Source organism: Selenomonadales bacterium 4137-cl (assembly GCA_032334055.1).
GTDB classification, from domain to species: domain Bacteria; phylum Bacillota; class Negativicutes; order Sporomusales; family UBA7701; genus Anaeroselena; species Anaeroselena agilis.
In genome coordinates, this window is the sequence record JAUOZS010000001.1 from 240,646 (window position 1) to 259,021 (window position 18,376).

Here is an 18,376-nt window from a genome sequence, read left to right on the forward strand (position 1 = left end):
TATTTGGAGCGAGGTGAAGCTAACCATGGCGAGAATCGGGCTGCGGACACGGCTGTCGGTGATGATGGGACTGGTTCTATTCGTCTCCCTGTGTTTCTTGGGAGGCGCCTGTTACTATCTATCCCAGGATTTCCTGAGCAGCAGCCAGGGGAATACGATGGCGGCTATTGGCAATGGCGGCGCGGAGAAGGTCACGCGGGATGTGGGGCTAATCATCGCCCATATCGAAGGGGTGGCAAGAAGTCCCGCCATCCGCGATGGGCAGGACGCGACCGCTATTGTCAAAGTGTTGGCCGGGGAACAGAAACGTCTGAAAGGACTTGCCAATATCAACTGTATTTTTCCCGACGGGGCGGCGCTGAGGGCTAACGGAACAAGGACGAACGTCGCTGAGCGCGATTATTTCCAAAAGGTGGTCAAAAGCAAGCAGACGACGGTGTCTGATGTTATAATTTCCGGCGTCACCGGCAAGACGTCGGTTATCATCGCCGTCCCCGTGTTAACAGGCGGCCGCCTGGCGGCGATCGTCAGCGGCAGCCTGCCGTTGGAGAATCTTGCGTATATCGTTGACGATATCAGGTACAAGGAGAGCGGCTACGGCTTTCTGGCCGACTACCGGGGACTGGTGCTGAGTAATCCGAAACATCCCGCTTTAGTCGGCAAACTGAAGCTGACGGAAAGAAAGATCGATCCGCTTTTGAAGCTGCCGGTAAGCGAACTAGACGAAAGGCTGACGGATATATTCCGCCAGGCCTCCGGGGGCGGGAGGCAGGTTATCGGCAAATACCGGGAAACCGACGGAGCGGAGTATATCTCGGTCTTTACGCCGGTCAGCCTGCCGGGAGGGCAGCGCTGGGTTTTAGCAGTGAATGTCGCTGCCAAGGAGGCGATGGCGGAGATCGACAGGCTGGCGTGGGTAATCGCCACGGTGACCGTTTTCTGCCTTGGGCTAAGTATTGCGGTGGCGTATATGGCGAACCGGAGGATTACGGCACCGGTCGTGAGGCTGAGGAACGAGGCGATGCTGATAGCCGGCGGGGATTTATCCGCACGTGACCTTCGTGTCGGGACAACGGATGAGATCGGCGACCTGGCGGAGAGCATTGCGGGGATGGCCGGCCAATTACGGCACCTGTTGTCCCATATCCAGAAGAAGGCCGCGGAGTTGGCGGCAGCCTCCCAGGAGCTCACGGCCGCTGCCGAGCTTTCCGCCCAGGCGACTACCACGGCGACGGGCGAGATAGGGGAAATGGCGGCCGGTGTAAGGGTACAGGCTGATAATACCCGGGAGACGGTCGAAGTTACCGAGCGGATTGCGGAGAACATCCGGCAGGCTGCCGCAGGTGTGTCCGGTGCGGCGCAGCTGTCGGAGGACGCCGTAGGCGCGGCGAGGGAAGGCATCCTTAAGGTTGAGGCCGCGGTTGCGCAGATGGGAATTATCGAGGCGACGTTCGCCAGGACCGCGGAGGTTGTAACCAGCCTCAGCAGCAACTCCCGGAAAATCGGTCAGATTGTGGCCGCTATTTCCGCAATTGCCGGTCAGACCGGTCTGCTGGCGCTGAATGCGGCCATTGAGGCGGCAAGGGCGGGAGAGAAGGGGCAAGGTTTTGCAGTTGTCGCCGCCGAGATCGGCAAGCTGGCCGAGCAATCCCAGAAAGCGTCTAAGGATATCGCCGGTTTAATTGGCGATGCCCAGGCGGATATCGAAAAGGCGGTAACAGCCATGGACGAAGGCGTGTACGAGGTGAGAGGAGGGACCGAGGCGGCCGGCGCCGCGGTCCGGGCGTTTGCAAGCATCGACGCTTTCGCGGGGGATGTAGCGGCGCGGATCAGGGATGTAGTTGCCGATCTTAATCAGGTGGTGGCGGGGAGCGAACAGGTCGTAGCGACGATTCGCGAGATAGACGGCATCGGCAAACAGACGTCGGCGAGCGCGGTGGCGGTGGCGGCGACGGTGGCGGAGCAGAGCACCGCGGCGAGCGGGATCGCGGCGGCGAGCCAAGAGCTCGCGAGGATGGCGGAAGAACTGCAACTGCTCGTCGGGAGATTCCGGATATGAGACGCAGGAAGGTATGGTTGCGGATGTTCTGGTCAGCGGGAACAGCAATTACACTGGGGGATGATTATGAGAATTTTCACAAAACCGTTGACAGCAAAGGCAGGTCATGTTATATTTATATGGCAATATTAGTATGGCGATTATCTGAACGAACTTTGAAAAGGCAGAATAGTCCTTGAGCTTTCGGAAAGCAGACGGGGATTATTGTGCTTTTTTGCGAAAATATTAATACTTTGGCGCCGAAAGCAAAAAAGCTCAGCTTTTTTGCTTTTTTGCTTGCATTTTTGAGAGATTACGCGCCGGGGGAGGGGGTCTAGGGTAAGTTGTTTTGGGATATGATCTCGCTGCTGGTGGTTTGCGCCGCTTTCTTGTTTTTACTGACAAACGGGCTTCACGACGCGAGTTCGGTTGTCGCCACGATGATCGGCTGCGGCGCCGCCCAACCTCTTCACGCGGTGGCCTTCGCCGGTGTACTGGAACTGCTGGGGGCGATATTCGGCGGCAGCGCGGTTGCTTATACGGTGGCCAAAATGATCGAAGTAGCGCCGGGAAGGATGCTGTTGCTTGTTTTACTGGTTGCGCTGGTGGCGGCGACGGCTTGGAACGTGTTCACCTGGCAGGTTGGCCTGCCATCGAGTTCAACCCATGCCCTGGTCGGCGGCCTTATAGGATCGGTGTGGATTGCCGCAGGGCCGGAGAAGATCGTGTGGGGCGTGAAAGAACTGCTGGCAGGAGAAGTGACGGGGATTGTCAAGGTTATCGTCGGCCTCGTCATCTCGCCGCTGGGAGGGTTCGCGGTCGCATACCTGATGCAGGTGATGATGGAGGGCGTGCTGAAGAACACCCGGTTCGCAACGACCAACCGGTGGCTAAAGCGCCTCCAATGGCTTATGGTAGGGACGTTGGCCTACAGCCACGGCGCGAATGACACACAGAAGGTGATGGGGGTTATCATCCTGGCGCTTATGGCCGCGGGACAAACCGCGGCCGGATCCTACGACATTCCCGCGTGGTTGCGGATGTCGGTGGCGGTGATCATGTTCGTCGGTATCCTTTGCGGCGGTTGGTCGATAATGAAGACTCTGGGGCGGGGAATATTTACCCTGCGTCCCATTCACAGCTTTGATTCCCTGTTCGCGGCCGGGACGTCGCTGTTCGCGGCGACGGCGCTGGGCGCTCCCGTGTCGACGACCCACCTGGTGGTGGGGTCGATTATCGGCGTGGGGGCGGCGGACGAGTACCGGATGGTGAATTGGCGTACCGGCCAGACGATGGTTGTGGCTTGGTGCGTTACTATCCCGGCGTCTGCGTTGCTGGCTGCAATTTTGTACCTTCCGCTGAGCTGGTTGATAGTCTCTTTTTGGGGAGGGTTTTGATGGAACGGGGACGGAGAATGACGAACAGTGAGATCGGAGAGGGCGATGTGGCCAGGAAGACGATTATGGATCGACTCATCCCGCCCAAATACGATTTTTATAGCATGCTGACCAAACAGGCGACGGCGACGGCGGCAGGAGTGGCCTGCCTTGTGCGGTGGTTGGAGACGCCGTCGGCCGACAATTATGGGCAACTGATGAAGCATGTGGACGAGGCGGACGCGATCAGACTTTATATGGAAGACTGCCTGGTAAAATCTTTTTCGACGCCGTTCGATCGCCAGGACATGTACGTGTTTTCAGTCCGCCTGGACCGGATATTGGAGCTGGCGAAGAGCACGGCGCTGGCGGTGGAAGCATACGACGTGACTCCCGATCCTCTTTTTACGGCTATGGCCGCCGATCTTAGCGTTGGGGTGGCCGATCTGGCAAATGCGACGGCCTTGCTTGAAAAAAGCCCCGGCGAGGCGGAGCTGTGGATCGAGCAGATGCGCGGTTCGCTTGTCGCGGTCGGCAGCCATTACCGTACTGCGCTCGCCCGCCTGTTCGCGGACAATGACACGATGAAGGCGCTGAAATACCGCGAGGTGTTCAACGAGTTGAAGGATGCCGCGGAGTGGATGGAATTGACGATTGATGTGTTCCACAAGATCATCGTACGACTGGCTTAGTGGGCGAACGCCCTGCGGGGCGGTGTTATAGCCGCGCATATTAATTCGAAAGGAGACTGACAATGCTGAGAAACAGGCGTTTGACAGGCTGGTGGCTGGGGCTGTTGGTCGCCGTCATTGCCCTGACGGTGATCGCGCCGCTCAAGGGGGAGACTGCGTCGGTGGTCCCCGCGTGCGGGGAGATGAAGCTGCTGCTGCAGCCGGATTACTTCACCGACCGGAACGAGGGGTACATCAAGTTCTGGACGACGGTGAAGGTTCTGGCGATGGAGATGGGGATTCCGGTTACTGAAGCTAAGAATCCCTATAAGGAGGGGTCCCGCAAAATAGTTTATATGGATACCAAGGCCCGGGACCTTTCCAAAATGCATTATATTATCCGTGAGCGGGTCAAGGTAAAGGATGGCAACCCCGAGGGCTTGGTAGACCTGACGCTGCGCTTCAGAACGAGCGGAGTGGATGCCGTGCCGTCCGCTGCGGTGGGCGCGGCTTCCGGGATCAAAGCGTCGATTTCTTATGACGACGATGTTGCCGGATTTGTCGGCGGTATTGCGGGCAATAACGTCAGCGAAATGTCGGCAAGCTGTTCGATAAAGAAGATTCCGTCTGCCGACCTGCGGGGCAGGAGCCTGGGCGATTACGCGCGCTATTTCCCCGGTCTGCTCAAGCTGGGAGTTCCGCTCGATGCGCCGCTCACAGCGGTAAACGGGAAGATAGTGAGGGAGTTCAAGGTTTCGCCGGGCGAATTTGATTTCGGTCAAGGGATCATTGGTGAGGCGTCAATTTCCCTGTGGTTCGACTACAATACCGGCAAGGCGATCGCGGCCGAATTCTCTTTTGATTCAGCGCGCGGGCCGAAAGCTCCGGCGGCAGCGGTTACCAAGGCCGAGGCATTCTTCAACAAGATTCAGGAAAGGATGGGCAGCGTTCTTGCTCCCGGCCAGATGAAAACCCAAATGGTTACTGGAAATTAATTTACTGTTGAAGGAATATCTTCCATAATGGAGAATTGTGTAAATCGACGGTCTTTCGCGCCTCTGGCGAAACATCGCCTAATTGGAAAAAAGAAGGGATAGGCATGTTGGCAAAGAAGGTCGTGCCCAGGTGGGAATGGCGAACTTTCGCCAATTCCTTCGGTCCTCGGGTGGAACTGATCCGCAACCGGGATCTGGGCAACTACAAAGAGAGCCGCGAGATATACATCTTGTCGCGAACCAGCAACACCAATATCAAGGTGCGCCACCAGACGCTGGAGGTGAAGGTCCTCCAGGCAGTGAACGAGGCCAGACTGGAGCAGTGGTATCCGGCCGACAAAGCCTGCTTTCCGCTGACACGGGAGCAAGTAGCCAAACTGGAGGAATACCTCAGGACACGGTTAATGATTCTGGATGGCTCCCAAATGCATTTGGACAGATTTTTGCGGTTCGCCGACAGTCGCGCTGTTGCCCTTAAAACGGTGATGGTGGAGAAGAAGCGGTATATCTACGTCATAGAACAGTGCATAGTCGAGTATGTCAGGGCGGCGGCCGGCGGACGGCCTTTCAGCACGATTTGCGTGGAACACCCCGACGCCCAGCGGGTGGCTGCGGTGGTCAAACTGCTTAAGCTGGACGACTGCCCGAACATAAGTTATGTAAAAGCATTGAAAAATTGGTTCTTGTAAGACAAATTTGGTTGTATTTTCCGCTTTGTGTGTTATAATTTTCTTAGGCAAAAATGCTCCTTTACAAAGCAGAATATCCCCATTATAGGCGCTTGTCAGGCGGCCGTTTTTGGGTATTTTCTGCTTTGGCTTATAATTTTATATGTTGAATTCGCCAAAGCAAAAAGACAGTTTCTGTTTTTTTGCTTTTTCTTTTGCCCAAAAAACGGTGAAGCGGTTTGACAGGCGGGGAAAGCCAGTGATCACTCTATGCGACCATTCGATTATTAGGAGGAAGAAAAAATGGCTGACAAGATTATCCCCCGCTGGGAATGGCGGACTTTCGGCAAAGAGTTTCCGGCTTTCGCCGAGACCCTTAAGAAGTATGGCGAACCGAGCGTGAAAAGGAGCGAGGAACATTATATTCTTTCACGGGCCAGCGATGAAAACATCAAAATCAGAGAAGACCTGGTCGATATCAAATCGCTGAAAAACGTAAAGGACGGGCTCGAACAGTGGGACCCGATATTCAAGGAGGGTTTCCCGATCGACCAGGGCAAGCTGACAAGCCTATTCAAGGTTTTCAACGTGCCTGTTCCGGAACTCAAGCGCAGCACTTACGTGTACGAACAGTTTCTCGACGAGGTTATAGTACCTAATTCCCAGTTGGAAGTCGTGTATGTCAAGAAAGTCCGCTATATTTATTCGATCAACGGCTGCGCCGTGGAACTGGCCGAAACCGAATTCAACGGCAAGCCCTTCCAGACGGCCTGCGTCGAACATATCGACCCGGCGGTGGTTATGGCAACCGTAAACGAACTGGGGCTTCAGGGACAGGAAAATATAAATTATATCAAGGCGATGAAGAAATCGGTCGGTATGTAAGGAGGGCATGTTGTGGCCAAGGAAATCGAACGCAAGTATCTGGTTAAGCCGGGAGCCTGGACGCCTTCGGCGGGAGGGACGACCATCCGCCAGGGGTATCTGTCCTCGGTCAAGGAACGGGTCGTGCGGGTCCGCACGAAGGGGACAAAGGCTTTTCTGACGATCAAGGGGCTCACGACCGGCATCTCGCGCTCGGAGTTCGAGTACGAGATACCCGTGCAGGACGCCGATCTGCTGTTGACCAATCTGTGTGAGCAGCCGCTGATCGAGAAGATTCGCCACAAAGAGGTCTATATGGGCCATACGTGGGAGATCGACGTCTTCTTCGGCGCCAACGACGGGCTGACCGTGGCGGAGGTGGAACTCACCGATGAAAAAGAGAAACTGGTGCTTCCCACCTGGGTCGGCGAGGAGGTGTCGTCCGATCCCCGCTATTTCAACTCCAACCTGATAGCCAACCCGTACAGCAAATGGGGGAATAAGTAATGGCCAATAATCCGGCGGCTGCAGACGCCAGCACCTCGCTGGCCGAGATCCAAAAACTGCTGAATATGGAGAAGCTGACGCTGTCCTCGGCGTCGCGGGTGGCCCGGTCGGGGACCGAACGCTGGATGAAGTATCTGGGGTTCCCGCTGGGGATCATCGTCTTCGGGGTGTTGTATCACATGCCCGCGGCTGCCGGACTGTCGGCCTCGGCACAGGCATCCGCCGCTTGCTTCCTGATGGCGCTGGTATGGTGGATTACCGAGCCTATACCGACTTACGTTACCTCATTCGTGCTGATGATTCTGCTGGTTATAACAAGGGCGTGGGAGATCAAGCCGGTGCTGGACGTGCTGGGAATGGACGTCATCTGGCTGAACATCATGTCGTTCATCCTCGCATCGATTCTTGTGAAGACCCGCCTGGCCAAACGGCTGTCGCTCAATCTCATTCTTCACTTCGGCAAGACGGCGAAGTGGGCGCTGTTCGCCTTCGTTATCATCCAGCTTGCGCTGGCGCCGTTCATTCCGTCGACTACGGCCCGCTGCGTGCTGACGCTGCCGCTCATGGTTGTGGTGGCGGCTATTTACGGGTCGACGGCCGAGAGTCCCAATAATTTCGGGCGCAATATCTTCCTGCTGAATCTTGCCAGCATCAGCATCCTGTCGTCAACAACGATGACCGGCAGTCCGGCCGATATGATGGCTGTGGGGTTCATCCAGAAGATGGCCGACCACCGGGTGTACTATAACCAGTGGCTAATGGCGGCGGCGCCGATCACGATCGCCACCATCCTGCTGGTATGGACCCTGGGGACGAAATTCATCTTCCCGGTGAAGAAGGAGGAGCAGGCTCCCCATATCGCCGGCGGTATGGAGGTTATCAAGGCGGAGAAGGCCGAGATGGGCCCGCTTAACATCCAGGAGAAGAAGGCGATGGCGATCTTCTTCCTGGTGATCTTCCTGTGGGCTACCGACAGCTGGCACCAGGCGTGGTTTGGGGTAGACATACCCGCCCCTATCGCGGCGATGCTGGGCGTGGTTGTGTGCCTGCTGCCGCGTTGGGGCGTGCTTAGATGGGACGAGGCGGAAATACCCTGGCATCTGTTCCTGTTCAGCGCGGGGGCCTACGCCGGCGGTCTGGCGCTCGACAACACCGGGGCGGCGGAATGGGCCGTGCGTCAGGTGTTCGGCAATATGAACATGAAGGGCGTACCATTCGGTGTGATGTATGCGATCATCATGGCTATCATGGTTTACTCCCACCTGCTGCTGACCTCCAAGACGGTCAGGGCGACGATCATGATCCCGCTTATCATAACCATCGCCCGCCAGACCGGCTGGAACCCGGTCAGCCTTGCGCTGCCGGCGGCGTTTGCGATCGACTGGGTAGTCGGCTTGCCGATCAGCGGCAAGCCCAACGTAGTGCTATTCGCCACCGGGCAGTATTCGGTCTTGGACAATCTGAAATTTGGCCTGGCCGCCTGCACAATCGGTTACGCGCTCCTGCTGCTGGGCGGTATGACCTGGTTCCACTGGATGGGCATCACGCCGAGTTTCTCGGCGACGTTGTGAGGTGCCGCATGAAAAGACTGTTGAGCGTACTGTGCGTCATGACCGCCGGACTTCTGCTGATGGGTGCGGCCCCCAGCATCAAATCCTACCAGGAGACTTTTCGCATGGAGGCCGATGGGGCGGGGAAAGTCTCCGTCCGCGTGGAGTTCGCCGGCCTGACGCCGGGAACGTGGGAAGTGCCGCTGACGACCTGGAAAGGCGTGCGGGAAGTGGAATGGCGCGGCGTCCCGAGCGGCGTGGAGGTCAAGCCGGTATTAGGGGGGGCGTCCCCGTGCCTGCGCCTGACCGTCGGGCAGGGAGCGGCCGCGGCGTTCGCGCTGCAAGCTACTTACGATGTGCCCGCGCAGAAGGCGCCTGCAAAAGCCAAGAACCAGCCGCCCGGCGATACGCGGCTAGCGCTGCGGTTTCTCAACGGCGGGCACCTGCCGATTGCCGACTACGGACTTAAGGTGTTGCTCCCGCCCGGGATGGTGGTCCATTCGGTTGCGGAAAAGACGCCGAAGGGAAAAGGCGGCGCCGGCGCCCAGATCGCATATATCAAGGAGGACGACCGGCAAGGACTGACTGTCGCCGCCAAAAAGCTCTCGTTCGGCGATGCGGCCGGGGCGCAGGTGATCGCCGTAAAAGACAGGAAGTCGCCGGTGGTGATTATTGTCCTCGGGGTAATCGCGGTGATGTACATGGTCGTGTTTCGCGATATCGTCAGACCGCCGTCCCCGCCGCGGACGGGAGCGTAAAATCGCCGCGTACCGCTTTCGGGGTCAGGGAGTGAACCCAGGATAAATACAAAATAGAGGAGGAAGATCATGAGAACAATAGTGGCCTTGGTCATCGGCGTCTGCCTGATGGCGACCACCGCATTCGCGGCTCCGGCGGAGAACTTCAACGATCTCCCCAGGTCGCACTGGGCGTATGAAGCGGTGTCGATGCTGGCCAAGGAAGGTATCGTGGACGGATACCCTGATAAGACCTTCAAGGGCGACAAGACGATGACTCGTTACGAAATGGCGCAGATCGTCGCCAAGGCGATGGCCAATCAGGCCAAAGCCAACATCGCCCTCCGGGCACTGATCGACAAGCTGGCGGTGGAGTTCGCCCTGGATATGAACAGGATCAACGCCCGCATCGACAAGGTGGAGAAGGATCAGAAGAAGGTCAAGTTCTCCGGTGAACTGTCGCAGCAGTATAAGAGCAAGGAAGATTCCGTCGGCAAAAAGCAAAGCTACGGGCAGGAGAAGTTCAAGCTGAACATCGTCGGCCAGGTGGACAAGGATACCACCGTGACGGTGCGGATCGCCGATCCGGCTCCGAGCGCGACGATGTTCAAGGACTCCAGCCATCACAAGTACGGCGAGTTCGCCACCAACGGCCGGATATTCGATAATATGTACGGGACGACTAAGGTTGGAGCGTTCAAGGTGAAGGTCGGCCGCCAGCCGCTGGTGACCGATCCTGAGGATATCATCGTGGACAGCGATTTCTTCAGCTTCGACGGGATATCGTTCGGGACCAAGCTGAAGGATTTCGACTTCAGCTATAGCCGCGGACGGTTTGCCAGAGGCCTGGACTCAGGAACGGTGTGGGCCTTCAACGGTTTCGCGAAGTCGGAGTTCCAGAATGTTGACGTTCAGACGCTCTCGCTCGGTACGGAGTTGGGCAAACTGAATCTTAACGTCAACTGGGTAGAGTTCGAGAAGTCGAAGAAAAACAACCCGAACGTCACGCTGATGGCATACGATGTATACCAGGCGGACTGGGCTTTCAACGATAAGTTCCTGGTCGGTTTTGAATACGGCAAGAATACCAAGGCGGTCGACGAAGGCGCGTTCAGTTCGGTCAAAGCCGTTTTCGGCCACCGGAAGCTGGATCGCGCCGGCAAGCAAAGCTTAACCGTAACGCATTCCGACTTTAAGAAAAACTCGCTGTATTATGCTTATTCGTCCATGGACTGCCCGGATGAAGACGTGACCGGGGACCGGTTCACCAACCTGGACTTCGCGTACAAGCTGGCACTCAGCAAATCGTTGAGCTTGAAGCTGGAATACGGCGATATTAAGGACAAGACCACGCCGTCAGAGAACTATAAGTTTTGGAAGCTGACGACTAAATGGAAATTCTAGGCTGATGGCGACAGAGCCGGGGATGATGCCGGCTCTGTTGCTTTACTCTCCTCTCTGAGCCCAAGAATTACGAAAACCCACGCGTGGCGTGGGTTTTCGTAATGGACTGCTAACGGGCCCGGATATCGACGATTTGCCAGTTGCCGTCGTAATCACTATCCAAGATGAAATTGAAGATTCTGCCGTTGTCATGCTTTGTCACCTGTACGACGGCCTCACCGCCCGAAAGGGAGATAAGGGTGAAGGAATCGCGATAGCGGTCAAGGCCGTACATGGCGGCGCGGTCTTTCACTAGATCGACGGGACTGCCGAGGTCGCGGACGTAATCGCCCCGGTCGCGGTGGTTATCGCTGCGGTAGTAGACCCGTCCGTTCTCGTAGCGGATCTGGTTTTCGTCTGATCCTGGCCAACTGTGCCTGTGCTCGTGCCAGCCGCGGAGGCGAAGCCGTTTCTCGCGCAGCATCTTTTCGACCGCGGTCTGGTTCGCGGATGTACTGGCATCTTTTGCAAGCGCTGCCGTTTGGACAGTCTTCTGGGGAGTCAGGTTGGTCGGCCGTTCCGCAGCCAGGGCTTTCGCGGCCGGGATGCCGGGCAGGGCGGCGCCGGTCAGGATGGCGGCACCGGCCACGGCGGCGGCATAACGCTTATACTTGCGGCGTAACTGCTGGCGACGGTGCTTGCGCTGGGTTGGTGTTCTTGCCAACGGTTTCCCCTCCTCTCATTTTGTTGTTAGTTTTTCGCGCTTCGGTCGCGGTGATGCCTGGTAAAATAAGATGACGAGCGCAGTCTCCGCCGGGAGCTTTGCCTGGCGAGCCAACGAGTTGCAAAAAATAACCGCACCGTGAAGGCGCGGTTATTTTTTGCAAGTGGATCAGGGGGCTATCTGACCGGTAACTGCCCCGCAGGCAGTACTTTGCAGTCCGGCAGGCGGGTGAACTCAGTCTCCGGGCCGGGCGGGCTGTAGACGGCGAGAAGTTTAAGCTGCTCCCAGCCTGTATTGTAGGTTTCGTGGAAGACATCGGGCGGGATGTGGATCAGCATGCCGGGGACGAGGGGGCGCTTCTCGCCGGCGACGACCTGTTCCCCTTCGCCGGAAATACAGTACAGTATTTCTTCGACGCCGGGATGGTTGTGGTTGGAGTGCCCTTTGCCAGGTTCGAGGATGACCACCCCGGTGCTGAACCTGACCGCCCCGGTGGTTTTAGGCTCACTTAGCCACTTCAGGCTGCCCCAGTCGAATACCTGGGTTTCCACTTCAGCGGGACTGACGAACCGTTTTCCATTGGCCACGGGCTATCCCTCCTTCTCCATGCTTGTGTTAGGGCAGGTGTTAAAACTGAATGTCCTTGAACGCTTTGACCTGGGCGGCGATAGCCTTTTCGGTCGGCAGCCGCTCCATGCTCGAGGCGCCGTAAAAGCCGATGACTCCTTTCGTCCTCGACAGCACGTAGGCGGCGTCTTCCGGTTCGGCGATCGGTCCGCCGTGGCAGATGACGAGCACGTCTGGGTTGACTTTCTTGGCCGCGTCGTGCATCGACTGGATTTTGCGCACACAGTCGTCGAGGGTCAGGGCTGTTTTCGCGCCGATCGTTCCTTTGGTGGTCAGGCCCATGTGAGCAACGAGGATATCGGCTCCGGCCTTGGTCATCTTGACGGCGTCGTCGTCGGAGAAAACGTAGGGGGTGGTGAGCAGGTCGAGTTCGCGGGCCTTGGCGATCATCTCGACCTCGAGATCGTACCCCATGCCGGTTTCCTCGAGGTTTTGACGGAAGATGCCGTCGCACAGGCCGACGGTGGGGAAGTTCTGCACGCCGAGGAAGCCGATTTCCTTGAGCTGTTTGAGAAAAACATCCATCAGGCGGAAGGGGTCGGTGCCGCAGACCCCGGCCAGCACGGGCGTCTGCTTGACGACCGGCAGCACTTCGCTGGCCATCTCGACGACGATCGCGTTAGCGTCGCCGTATGGCATCAGGCCAGCCAGCGAGCCTCTGCCGGCCATCCGATAGCGGCCGGAATTGTAAATCACGATCAGGTCGACGCCGCCGGCCTCGGCGCTTTTCGCCGATATGCCGGTGCCGGCGCCCGCACCGATGACGGGAACGCCTTTTTTGACCTGTTCTCTGATCTTCGTTAGCACCGCGCTTCTTGTAAGTATCATCGTTTCATCCCCTTTACTATTTTTCCAGATAAGACTGCAATTTGGCGGCCATCGCCAGCGCAAATTCGTCGTCGTTGATGTCGTTGTCCATCTCGATCAGTTCGACTTTAGCACGGTCTATATTTGTCCGCAGGGCGTCGAACAGGGCTGCGTCGGCTTCAGGGTCGAAAAACGGTTTGCCGGCAGTGTCGATGAGCGAAACGCCTTTTAGCGGCAGGAACAGGGCCACGGGACCCTGCGCTGCATTAAGCTTGGCGGCGATGATTTCGCCGAGTTTGCGGCATTCTTCGGCGGTGGTGCGCATCAGCGTGACGGTGGGGTTGTGCTGGTAGAACAAGCGATCCTTGTATTTGGCGGGGATGGTGTCCGGCGGGCCGAAGTTGACCATGTCGAGGGCGCCCACGGACACGACCTGGGGAAGACCGTTTTTCCCGGCCGCCTCAAGGCGATGCGGGCCGGCCGACAGAACCCCGCCCGCGAGTTCGTCCGCCCATTCGGTGGTGGTTATGTCGAGGACGCCTTTCATGAAGCCACCGTCCACCAGGCCCTCCATTGCCTGCCCGCCCGTCCCGGTGGCATGGAAAACGAGCAATTCGTATCCTTGCGCTTCGAGATACTCTTTTGCTTTGGTTACGCACGGGGTCGTAACGCCGAACATCGTCGCGGCGATAAGCGGCTTATCCTGCGCGCCGGCGGGCAATTCGCCCCCGGCCATGCCGGCGACGGCGAAGGCGGCGTTGGCCAGTATCCGGCGTGACAGGCTGTTTATTCCCGAGATATCGACAACCGAGTACATCATCGTAATGTCCTTGACGCCGACATAGGGGCGGGTGTCGCCGGATGCCATAGTGGACACCATCACTTTCGGGACCCCGACTGGCAGGGCCCGCATCGCCGCCGTGCCGATGGTGGTGCCGGCCGAGCCGCCGAGGCTGATGACGCCGGCCACTTCGCCTTTGTTGTACAGCTCGGTCAGGATATTGGCCGCGCCTTTGGTCATTACCTCCATCGCCAGCCCCCGGTCGTCCTTGCGGAGCAGTTCGTCCAAAGGGGTTCCCCCGGCGGCGGCGACCCGGTCGTTGGCAATATCGGGCGGGAAGGGCGGTTTTCCCTTAACGCCGGCGTCGACGACCACCGTTTTGACGCCGGTGCCCTCGATCAGCTCCTTGATGAACTTGAATTCCTGTCCTTTCGTGTCCAAGGTACCCACAAGGATCACTTTTCCGGCCACATTACCACTCCCTTGATTAAAGTATCGCTCGCCGGATTAATAAGCAATTAATGTGCCAAGCCTGTTTTCGGGCGCCAGCGGCGCCGGGGCGGGAAGTTTCTTTCCCTCCCCGGTAAACGGAAAAGGTTATACGAGGAGGTGGCGACGGAGATGGCAAGTATTCGCGGCTATGGGAAAATGATTTCCCATAGCCGCGGTTTGTGAAGAGAGATTTCCCATAGGCTACCCGTCGAACGAATCCCGCTCCCTTATGCCGTACTTTTTCATCTTATTGAGGAGGGTGCGACGGGTGATGCCGAGAAACTGCGCGGTTTTCTGACGGTGCCAGGCATGTTGGTTGAGCGTGCCGAGGATGATCTGCCGTTCCAATGAGGCGGTAGCGGTCCTGGGCAAGTTTACGACGTTGTCGCCGTTTGCGCCGCTGACGGCGATTCGGCCAGAGGGGCTGATTGGCAGGTCGCAGTCGTCTATAACGTCGCCGTCGCAAAGGATGGCCGCGCTCTCCAGCACGTGCTCCAGCTCGCGGACGTTGCCAGGCCAGTGGTACTGCATAAGGGCGTCGAGGGCGGCCGCCGACAGTCGTCTGATGTCGCGGTTGAACTTGACGCGGATCTTTTCCAGGAAGTAGTTCACGAGCAGGGGAATGTCCTCTTTGTGCTGTCTGAGCGGCGGTGTGCGGATGGTGACCACGTTTATGCGGTAAAAGAGATCTTCGCGAAACTTTCCCTGAGCGACAGCGGCGTGCAGGTCGGCGTTAGTGGCGCAGATTATCCGGGTGTCGACCTTGATGGGCTCGCTGCCGCCGATACGGAGGAATTCCTGTTGCTGAATCGCCCTGAGCAGTTTGGCCTGGGTTCCCGGGCTCATTTCGCTCACTTCGTCGAGGAAAAGCGTCCCGCGATTGGCCAGTTCGAACAAGCCCACCCGCTTGCGCGTGGCGCCGGTGAAAGAACCCTTCTCATGTCCGAACAGCTCGCTTTCCAGCAGAGTATCGGGTATCGAGGCGCAGTTGACCTTGATGAACGGTTGGCTGTTGCGCGGGCTGTTGTAGTGGATCGCCCTGACGACCAGTTCCTTGCCAGTGCCGCTCTCGCCGCATACCAGGACATTGACGTTTTTATCCGCGACTTTGCTGACGATTTCGAACAGCTCCTGCATTATTCTGCTTTGGCCGACAATCTCGTCGAAAACTTTTTTCTTGAGCAGTTTGCGGCGCAGCGACTCATTCTCCCGCTTGAGGCGCATGTAGTTCTTAAACTGACCGGTCACTTTCTCGATTGTGGTTTCGGCCGGAATCCGCTCGAAGCTCGACCCGCCGATGTAGCCCACCGCTCCGGTGTTACCGTAAAAATACGCTGTCTGCTCAGGCGTAGACACAGGACCGCCGTAAATCATTTTGATCGGGGCCGGATGCCGGCTATCGACCGTAGCGAAAATGCCGTTTGCGAGCTTTATGCCTTTTTCCAGCGAAATGGAGTGCTTGGCCCCCGTCTTTCCGCCGACGGTAAGTCCCAGGTGGGCACAAATTATGTCGGCGCCGGCAGCCGCCATCGCTTGCCCCTGGTGCTCGTCGAAGACGAACGCGACGGTAAACAGGCCGGCTTTGGCCGCTTTGGCGATGAACTCCACTTCCCGCTCGAAGCCGAGGCCCCCTTCTTCCAGGGCCTGCCGCAAAGAGCCGTCGATCAGACCGACCGTGGGGAAGTTATTCACGCCCTGGAATCCCCGGGCGCGGATTTTTGCGATCAGCGCATCCTGGTCGACGGTGACATCGGTGGCGCAGGCGCCGAAAATGACCGGGCTGTTTCCGGCGCGGGGGATGATTTCACGGGAGCCGAAATCGAGGACCATTTCGTTGCTGTTGGCGTACGGCAGCAGAGCGGCTAGCGAGCTTATGCCCGCCATGCGGAACCGGCCGGCGTTGAGGGCCAGCAGGAAGTCGGCCCCGCCCGCGATGGCCTGTTTGGCAGACAGGCCGGAGCCCACGGCCACACCGATTATCGGCTGGTTTTCGGTGCGGTTTTCGGCCAGTGACTTGCGAATATCTTCTCGCGCCTTCATGTTCGTCCCCCCTCGCTGCATCACGGGATACCACGGCATATAGCAACCGATGGTCAGCCGTCATCTTGCGCCAAGGTCATAATACCTATATTAAACCGTAAACAGGAAACTCCTGCCTGACCTAAAACCATTAATTTCCAGGGAATGACTTACAATAAGGCCTTTACAACTGCCATAATTTATAATATTATAAATATGTAATATTACAAACGCAGGAAGGTGCATAATGGCGCAAGATATAATGACGAGGCTCACGGCGGAGTTCCTGAAATCGATAGCCCACCCTGCCCGCGTTAGGATTCTGCGGCTGTTGGCGCCGGGAGAGCGTTGCGTGTGCGAGCTGATCGCCGGCATCGATATCGAGCAGTCCAATCTTTCTCAGCACCTGAGCGTATTGAAGAAACAGGGGATTATCGACTCGCGCAAGGAAGGGACGAAAGTGTTCTACCGGATATTGCATCCCTCGGTGCTGGAGGTGCTCGGTGCGGTCGAGAAGACGCTTGACGAACAGATAAGCGAAAGCCATAAACGCCTGAGCAGGCTGAAGAGAGGAGAACGAGACATATGAAAATCGAGGTCTTGGGGATGGGGTGCCAGAAATGCGCCACCCTGTACGAGAACACTAGGCAGGCAGTGGCGGAGCTTGGCCTGTCCGCGGAGATCGTCAAAGTTGAGGACATCAAGGAGATAATGAAGTTCGGAGTTATGAGCACCCCCGCCCTGGCGGTGGACGGAGTGGTGAAGGCGGCCGGCAAGGTGCTGACGAAGGAAGATATCAAGAAAATTCTCGCCTGATAAGGGGCAAGTGCAGGCCGCTACGGAACAATCCGGAGCGGCCGGATATCTTGCTTTTCAAAAAACGATAAATATGATAAATTTATAATATAATAATAATTTAAAAATGGAGCGTGGATTCCGTGTCTGAGAAACAAAAACTTATGGCGATAATCGCCGTATTTCTGTTGGCCTATTTCCTGCCGGCCGACCATGTGCGTTTTCAGAGCGCTGTTCTCGAAGCGTTCCGCATGGTCAACGATTATGCGCGCGAACACGTCCTGTTGTGTCTGGTGCCGGCGCTGTTCATCGCCGGCGCGATCTCGACTTTCATCAGGCAGCAGGCGGTGATGCGTTACCTGGGGGCGGAGGCGAATAAGATTCTCGCCTACGGCGTCGCCGCGGTGTCGGGCACCATCCTCGCCGTTTGCTCGTGTACGGTACTGCCGTTGTTCGCGGGGATATACTCCCGGGGGGCGGGAATCGGCCCGGCTACCGCCTTTCTGTATTCCGGGCCGGCCATCAACGTACTGGCGATAATCCTGACGGCGAGGGTGCTGGGGTCTGAAATGGGATTGGCCAGGGCGGTGGGCGCGGTGGTATTTTCGGTGGTGATCGGTCTGATTATGGCGTTCCTCTATAGGAAGGAAGAGGCCGCCAAGAAGGAAGCGTTCGTGTTGCCGGAGGGCGAGGAACCGCGGCGGGCGCTGTGGCAGGAAATAGTGTACTTCGGCGGTATGGTGGCTTTCCTGGTGTTTGCCAACTGGGGCAAACCTGTCGAACCGGCCGGCTTTTTCGCGGCAGTGTACAATGTCAAGTGGATTCTTGCGGGCGTCAGCCTTGTTGTGGTGGCATATACCTCGCTGGCCTGGTTCGACCGCGGCGAGCTTGGAGAGTGGCGCGACAGCGCCTGGTTTTTCACCAAGCAGATCATGCCATTGCTCCTGGGTGGCGTGCTGGTCGCCGGGTTTCTGATGGGACGTCCCGGCCTTGACGCCGGCATTATACCGGACGATTACGTGATGATGCTGGTCGGCGGCAACAGCCTGCAGGCCAACCTGTTCGCCAGCGTTGCCGGCGCTTTCATGTATTTCGCGACACTCACCGAGGTGCCCATCCTGCAGGGCCTGATGGGCTCGGGCATGGGCAAGGGGCCCGCGCTGGCCTTGCTGCTGGCCGGTCCGGCGCTCAGCCTGCCGAGCATGCTTGTTTTGCGGCAGGTTATGGGGACGGAGAAAACGCTGGTCTATGTGACGCTGGTGGTGATTATGGCGTCGGCGACGGGAATGATGTACGGCGCTTGGTTTTAGGCGACGGCTGCAAAGGGATACAAAAAAGCTGG

Annotated in this window: 18 protein-coding genes; 13 read left to right on the plus strand and 5 right to left on the minus strand. The window is 57.7% G+C overall.

The features are described from left to right. The first annotated feature begins 25 nt into the window (after positions 1-25). The 10 genes from Q4T40_01085 (at position 26) to Q4T40_01130 (ending at position 10,810) form a co-directional block, all read left to right on the plus strand. Positions 26-2,059 carry a methyl-accepting chemotaxis protein gene (locus Q4T40_01085; protein ID MDT8899843.1) on the plus strand — a complete coding sequence of 678 codons (2,034 nt, stop codon included), beginning with the start codon at positions 26-28 and terminating at the stop codon, positions 2,057-2,059. Between the two features lie 323 nt (positions 2,060-2,382). Further along, positions 2,383-3,435, plus strand: coding sequence for an anion permease (locus Q4T40_01090; GenBank protein MDT8899844.1), 1,053 nt, complete (start codon positions 2,383-2,385; stop codon positions 3,433-3,435). After that, positions 3,435-4,106, plus strand: coding sequence for a DUF47 family protein (locus tag Q4T40_01095; protein ID MDT8899845.1), 672 nt, complete (start codon positions 3,435-3,437; stop codon positions 4,104-4,106). The genes Q4T40_01090 and Q4T40_01095 overlap by 1 nt, the downstream gene beginning before the upstream one ends. 62 nt (positions 4,107-4,168) lie before the next feature. Continuing rightward, positions 4,169-5,080 carry a hypothetical protein gene (locus tag Q4T40_01100; GenBank protein MDT8899846.1) on the plus strand — a complete coding sequence of 304 codons (912 nt, stop codon included), beginning with the start codon at positions 4,169-4,171 and terminating at the stop codon, positions 5,078-5,080. A gap of 104 nt (positions 5,081-5,184) precedes the next feature. Beyond that, positions 5,185-5,769, plus strand: coding sequence for a hypothetical protein (locus tag Q4T40_01105; protein MDT8899847.1), 585 nt, complete (start codon positions 5,185-5,187; stop codon positions 5,767-5,769). Positions 5,770-6,051: 282 nt separating this feature from the next. Beyond that, positions 6,052-6,633, plus strand: coding sequence for a hypothetical protein (locus Q4T40_01110; GenBank protein MDT8899848.1), 582 nt, complete (start codon positions 6,052-6,054; stop codon positions 6,631-6,633). 12 nt (positions 6,634-6,645) lie between these two features. Beyond that, complete coding sequence (locus Q4T40_01115) at positions 6,646-7,119, plus strand: CYTH domain-containing protein (GenBank protein ID MDT8899849.1); 474 nt, start codon at positions 6,646-6,648, stop codon at positions 7,117-7,119. Beyond that, a complete protein-coding gene (locus Q4T40_01120) occupies positions 7,119-8,690 on the plus strand; it encodes an SLC13 family permease (GenBank protein ID MDT8899850.1) in 1,572 nt (523 codons plus the stop codon). The genes Q4T40_01115 and Q4T40_01120 overlap by 1 nt, the downstream gene beginning before the upstream one ends. A gap of 8 nt (positions 8,691-8,698) precedes the next feature. Next, positions 8,699-9,427, plus strand: coding sequence for a hypothetical protein (locus Q4T40_01125; GenBank protein ID MDT8899851.1), 729 nt, complete (start codon positions 8,699-8,701; stop codon positions 9,425-9,427). A 69-nt stretch (positions 9,428-9,496) separates the two neighbouring features. Further along, positions 9,497-10,810, plus strand: coding sequence for an S-layer homology domain-containing protein (locus Q4T40_01130; GenBank protein ID MDT8899852.1), 1,314 nt, complete (start codon positions 9,497-9,499; stop codon positions 10,808-10,810). A gap of 109 nt (positions 10,811-10,919) precedes the next feature. On the opposite strand, the gene Q4T40_01135 is transcribed toward Q4T40_01130, so the two are convergent. The 5 genes from Q4T40_01135 to Q4T40_01155 all read right to left on the minus strand — a co-directional run bounded on the left by Q4T40_01135 (position 10,920) and on the right by Q4T40_01155 (position 16,260). Then, on the minus strand, positions 10,920-11,513 hold the full coding sequence (locus tag Q4T40_01135) for a hypothetical protein (protein ID MDT8899853.1): 594 nt from the start codon (positions 11,511-11,513) through the stop codon (positions 10,920-10,922). Between the two features lie 176 nt (positions 11,514-11,689). Beyond that, positions 11,690-12,100, minus strand: coding sequence for a cupin domain-containing protein (locus Q4T40_01140; protein ID MDT8899854.1), 411 nt, complete (start codon positions 12,098-12,100; stop codon positions 11,690-11,692). 40 nt (positions 12,101-12,140) lie between these two features. Further along, the gene (locus Q4T40_01145; GenBank protein ID MDT8899855.1) at positions 12,141-12,968 is read right to left on the minus strand and encodes a phosphoenolpyruvate hydrolase family protein; all 828 of its coding nucleotides are present in this window, start codon (positions 12,966-12,968) and stop codon (positions 12,141-12,143) included. 16 nt (positions 12,969-12,984) lie between these two features. Further along, a complete protein-coding gene (locus Q4T40_01150; protein MDT8899856.1) occupies positions 12,985-14,199 on the minus strand; it encodes a Tm-1-like ATP-binding domain-containing protein in 1,215 nt (404 codons plus the stop codon). Between the two features lie 222 nt (positions 14,200-14,421). Beyond that, positions 14,422-16,260: a phosphoenolpyruvate hydrolase family protein gene (locus Q4T40_01155; protein ID MDT8899857.1), complete on the minus strand. Its 1,839-nt coding sequence runs from the start codon at positions 16,258-16,260 to the stop codon at positions 14,422-14,424. A 226-nt stretch (positions 16,261-16,486) separates the two neighbouring features. Here Q4T40_01155 and Q4T40_01160 point away from each other — a divergent pair, with 226 nt between their 5' ends. The 3 genes from Q4T40_01160 to Q4T40_01170 all read left to right on the plus strand — a co-directional run bounded on the left by Q4T40_01160 (position 16,487) and on the right by Q4T40_01170 (position 18,344). Next, the gene (locus tag Q4T40_01160; protein MDT8899858.1) at positions 16,487-16,828 is read left to right on the plus strand and encodes a metalloregulator ArsR/SmtB family transcription factor; all 342 of its coding nucleotides are present in this window, start codon (positions 16,487-16,489) and stop codon (positions 16,826-16,828) included. Next, on the plus strand, positions 16,825-17,055 hold the full coding sequence (locus Q4T40_01165; GenBank protein ID MDT8899859.1) for a thioredoxin family protein: 231 nt from the start codon (positions 16,825-16,827) through the stop codon (positions 17,053-17,055). The genes Q4T40_01160 and Q4T40_01165 overlap by 4 nt, the downstream gene beginning before the upstream one ends. 122 nt (positions 17,056-17,177) lie before the next feature. After that, entirely contained in the window at positions 17,178-18,344 is a 1,167-nt protein-coding gene (locus Q4T40_01170) for a permease (protein ID MDT8899860.1), read from the plus strand. The last annotated feature ends 32 nt before the right edge of the window (positions 18,345-18,376 follow it).

What these genes read in the sequence shown, in the direction of transcription:
- Q4T40_01110 (MDT8899848.1), top strand. Translation starts at nt 6,052, where the DNA reads ATGGCTGACAAGATTATCCCCCGCTGGGAATGGCGGACTTTCGGCAAA.
- Q4T40_01155 (MDT8899857.1), bottom strand. Translation starts at nt 16,260, where the DNA reads ATGAAGGCGCGAGAAGATATTCGCAAGTCACTGGCCGAAAACCGCACC.
- Q4T40_01130 (MDT8899852.1), top strand. Translation starts at nt 9,497, where the DNA reads ATGAGAACAATAGTGGCCTTGGTCATCGGCGTCTGCCTGATGGCGACC.
- Q4T40_01085 (MDT8899843.1), top strand. Translation starts at nt 26, where the DNA reads ATGGCGAGAATCGGGCTGCGGACACGGCTGTCGGTGATGATGGGACTG.
- Q4T40_01160 (MDT8899858.1), top strand. Translation starts at nt 16,487, where the DNA reads ATGGCGCAAGATATAATGACGAGGCTCACGGCGGAGTTCCTGAAATCG.
- Q4T40_01120 (MDT8899850.1), top strand. Translation starts at nt 7,119, where the DNA reads ATGGCCAATAATCCGGCGGCTGCAGACGCCAGCACCTCGCTGGCCGAG.
- Q4T40_01095 (MDT8899845.1), top strand. Translation starts at nt 3,435, where the DNA reads ATGGAACGGGGACGGAGAATGACGAACAGTGAGATCGGAGAGGGCGAT.
- Q4T40_01100 (MDT8899846.1), top strand. Translation starts at nt 4,169, where the DNA reads ATGCTGAGAAACAGGCGTTTGACAGGCTGGTGGCTGGGGCTGTTGGTC.
- Q4T40_01105 (MDT8899847.1), top strand. Translation starts at nt 5,185, where the DNA reads ATGTTGGCAAAGAAGGTCGTGCCCAGGTGGGAATGGCGAACTTTCGCC.
- Q4T40_01125 (MDT8899851.1), top strand. Translation starts at nt 8,699, where the DNA reads ATGAAAAGACTGTTGAGCGTACTGTGCGTCATGACCGCCGGACTTCTG.
- Q4T40_01165 (MDT8899859.1), top strand. Translation starts at nt 16,825, where the DNA reads ATGAAAATCGAGGTCTTGGGGATGGGGTGCCAGAAATGCGCCACCCTG.
- Q4T40_01145 (MDT8899855.1), bottom strand. Translation starts at nt 12,968, where the DNA reads ATGATACTTACAAGAAGCGCGGTGCTAACGAAGATCAGAGAACAGGTC.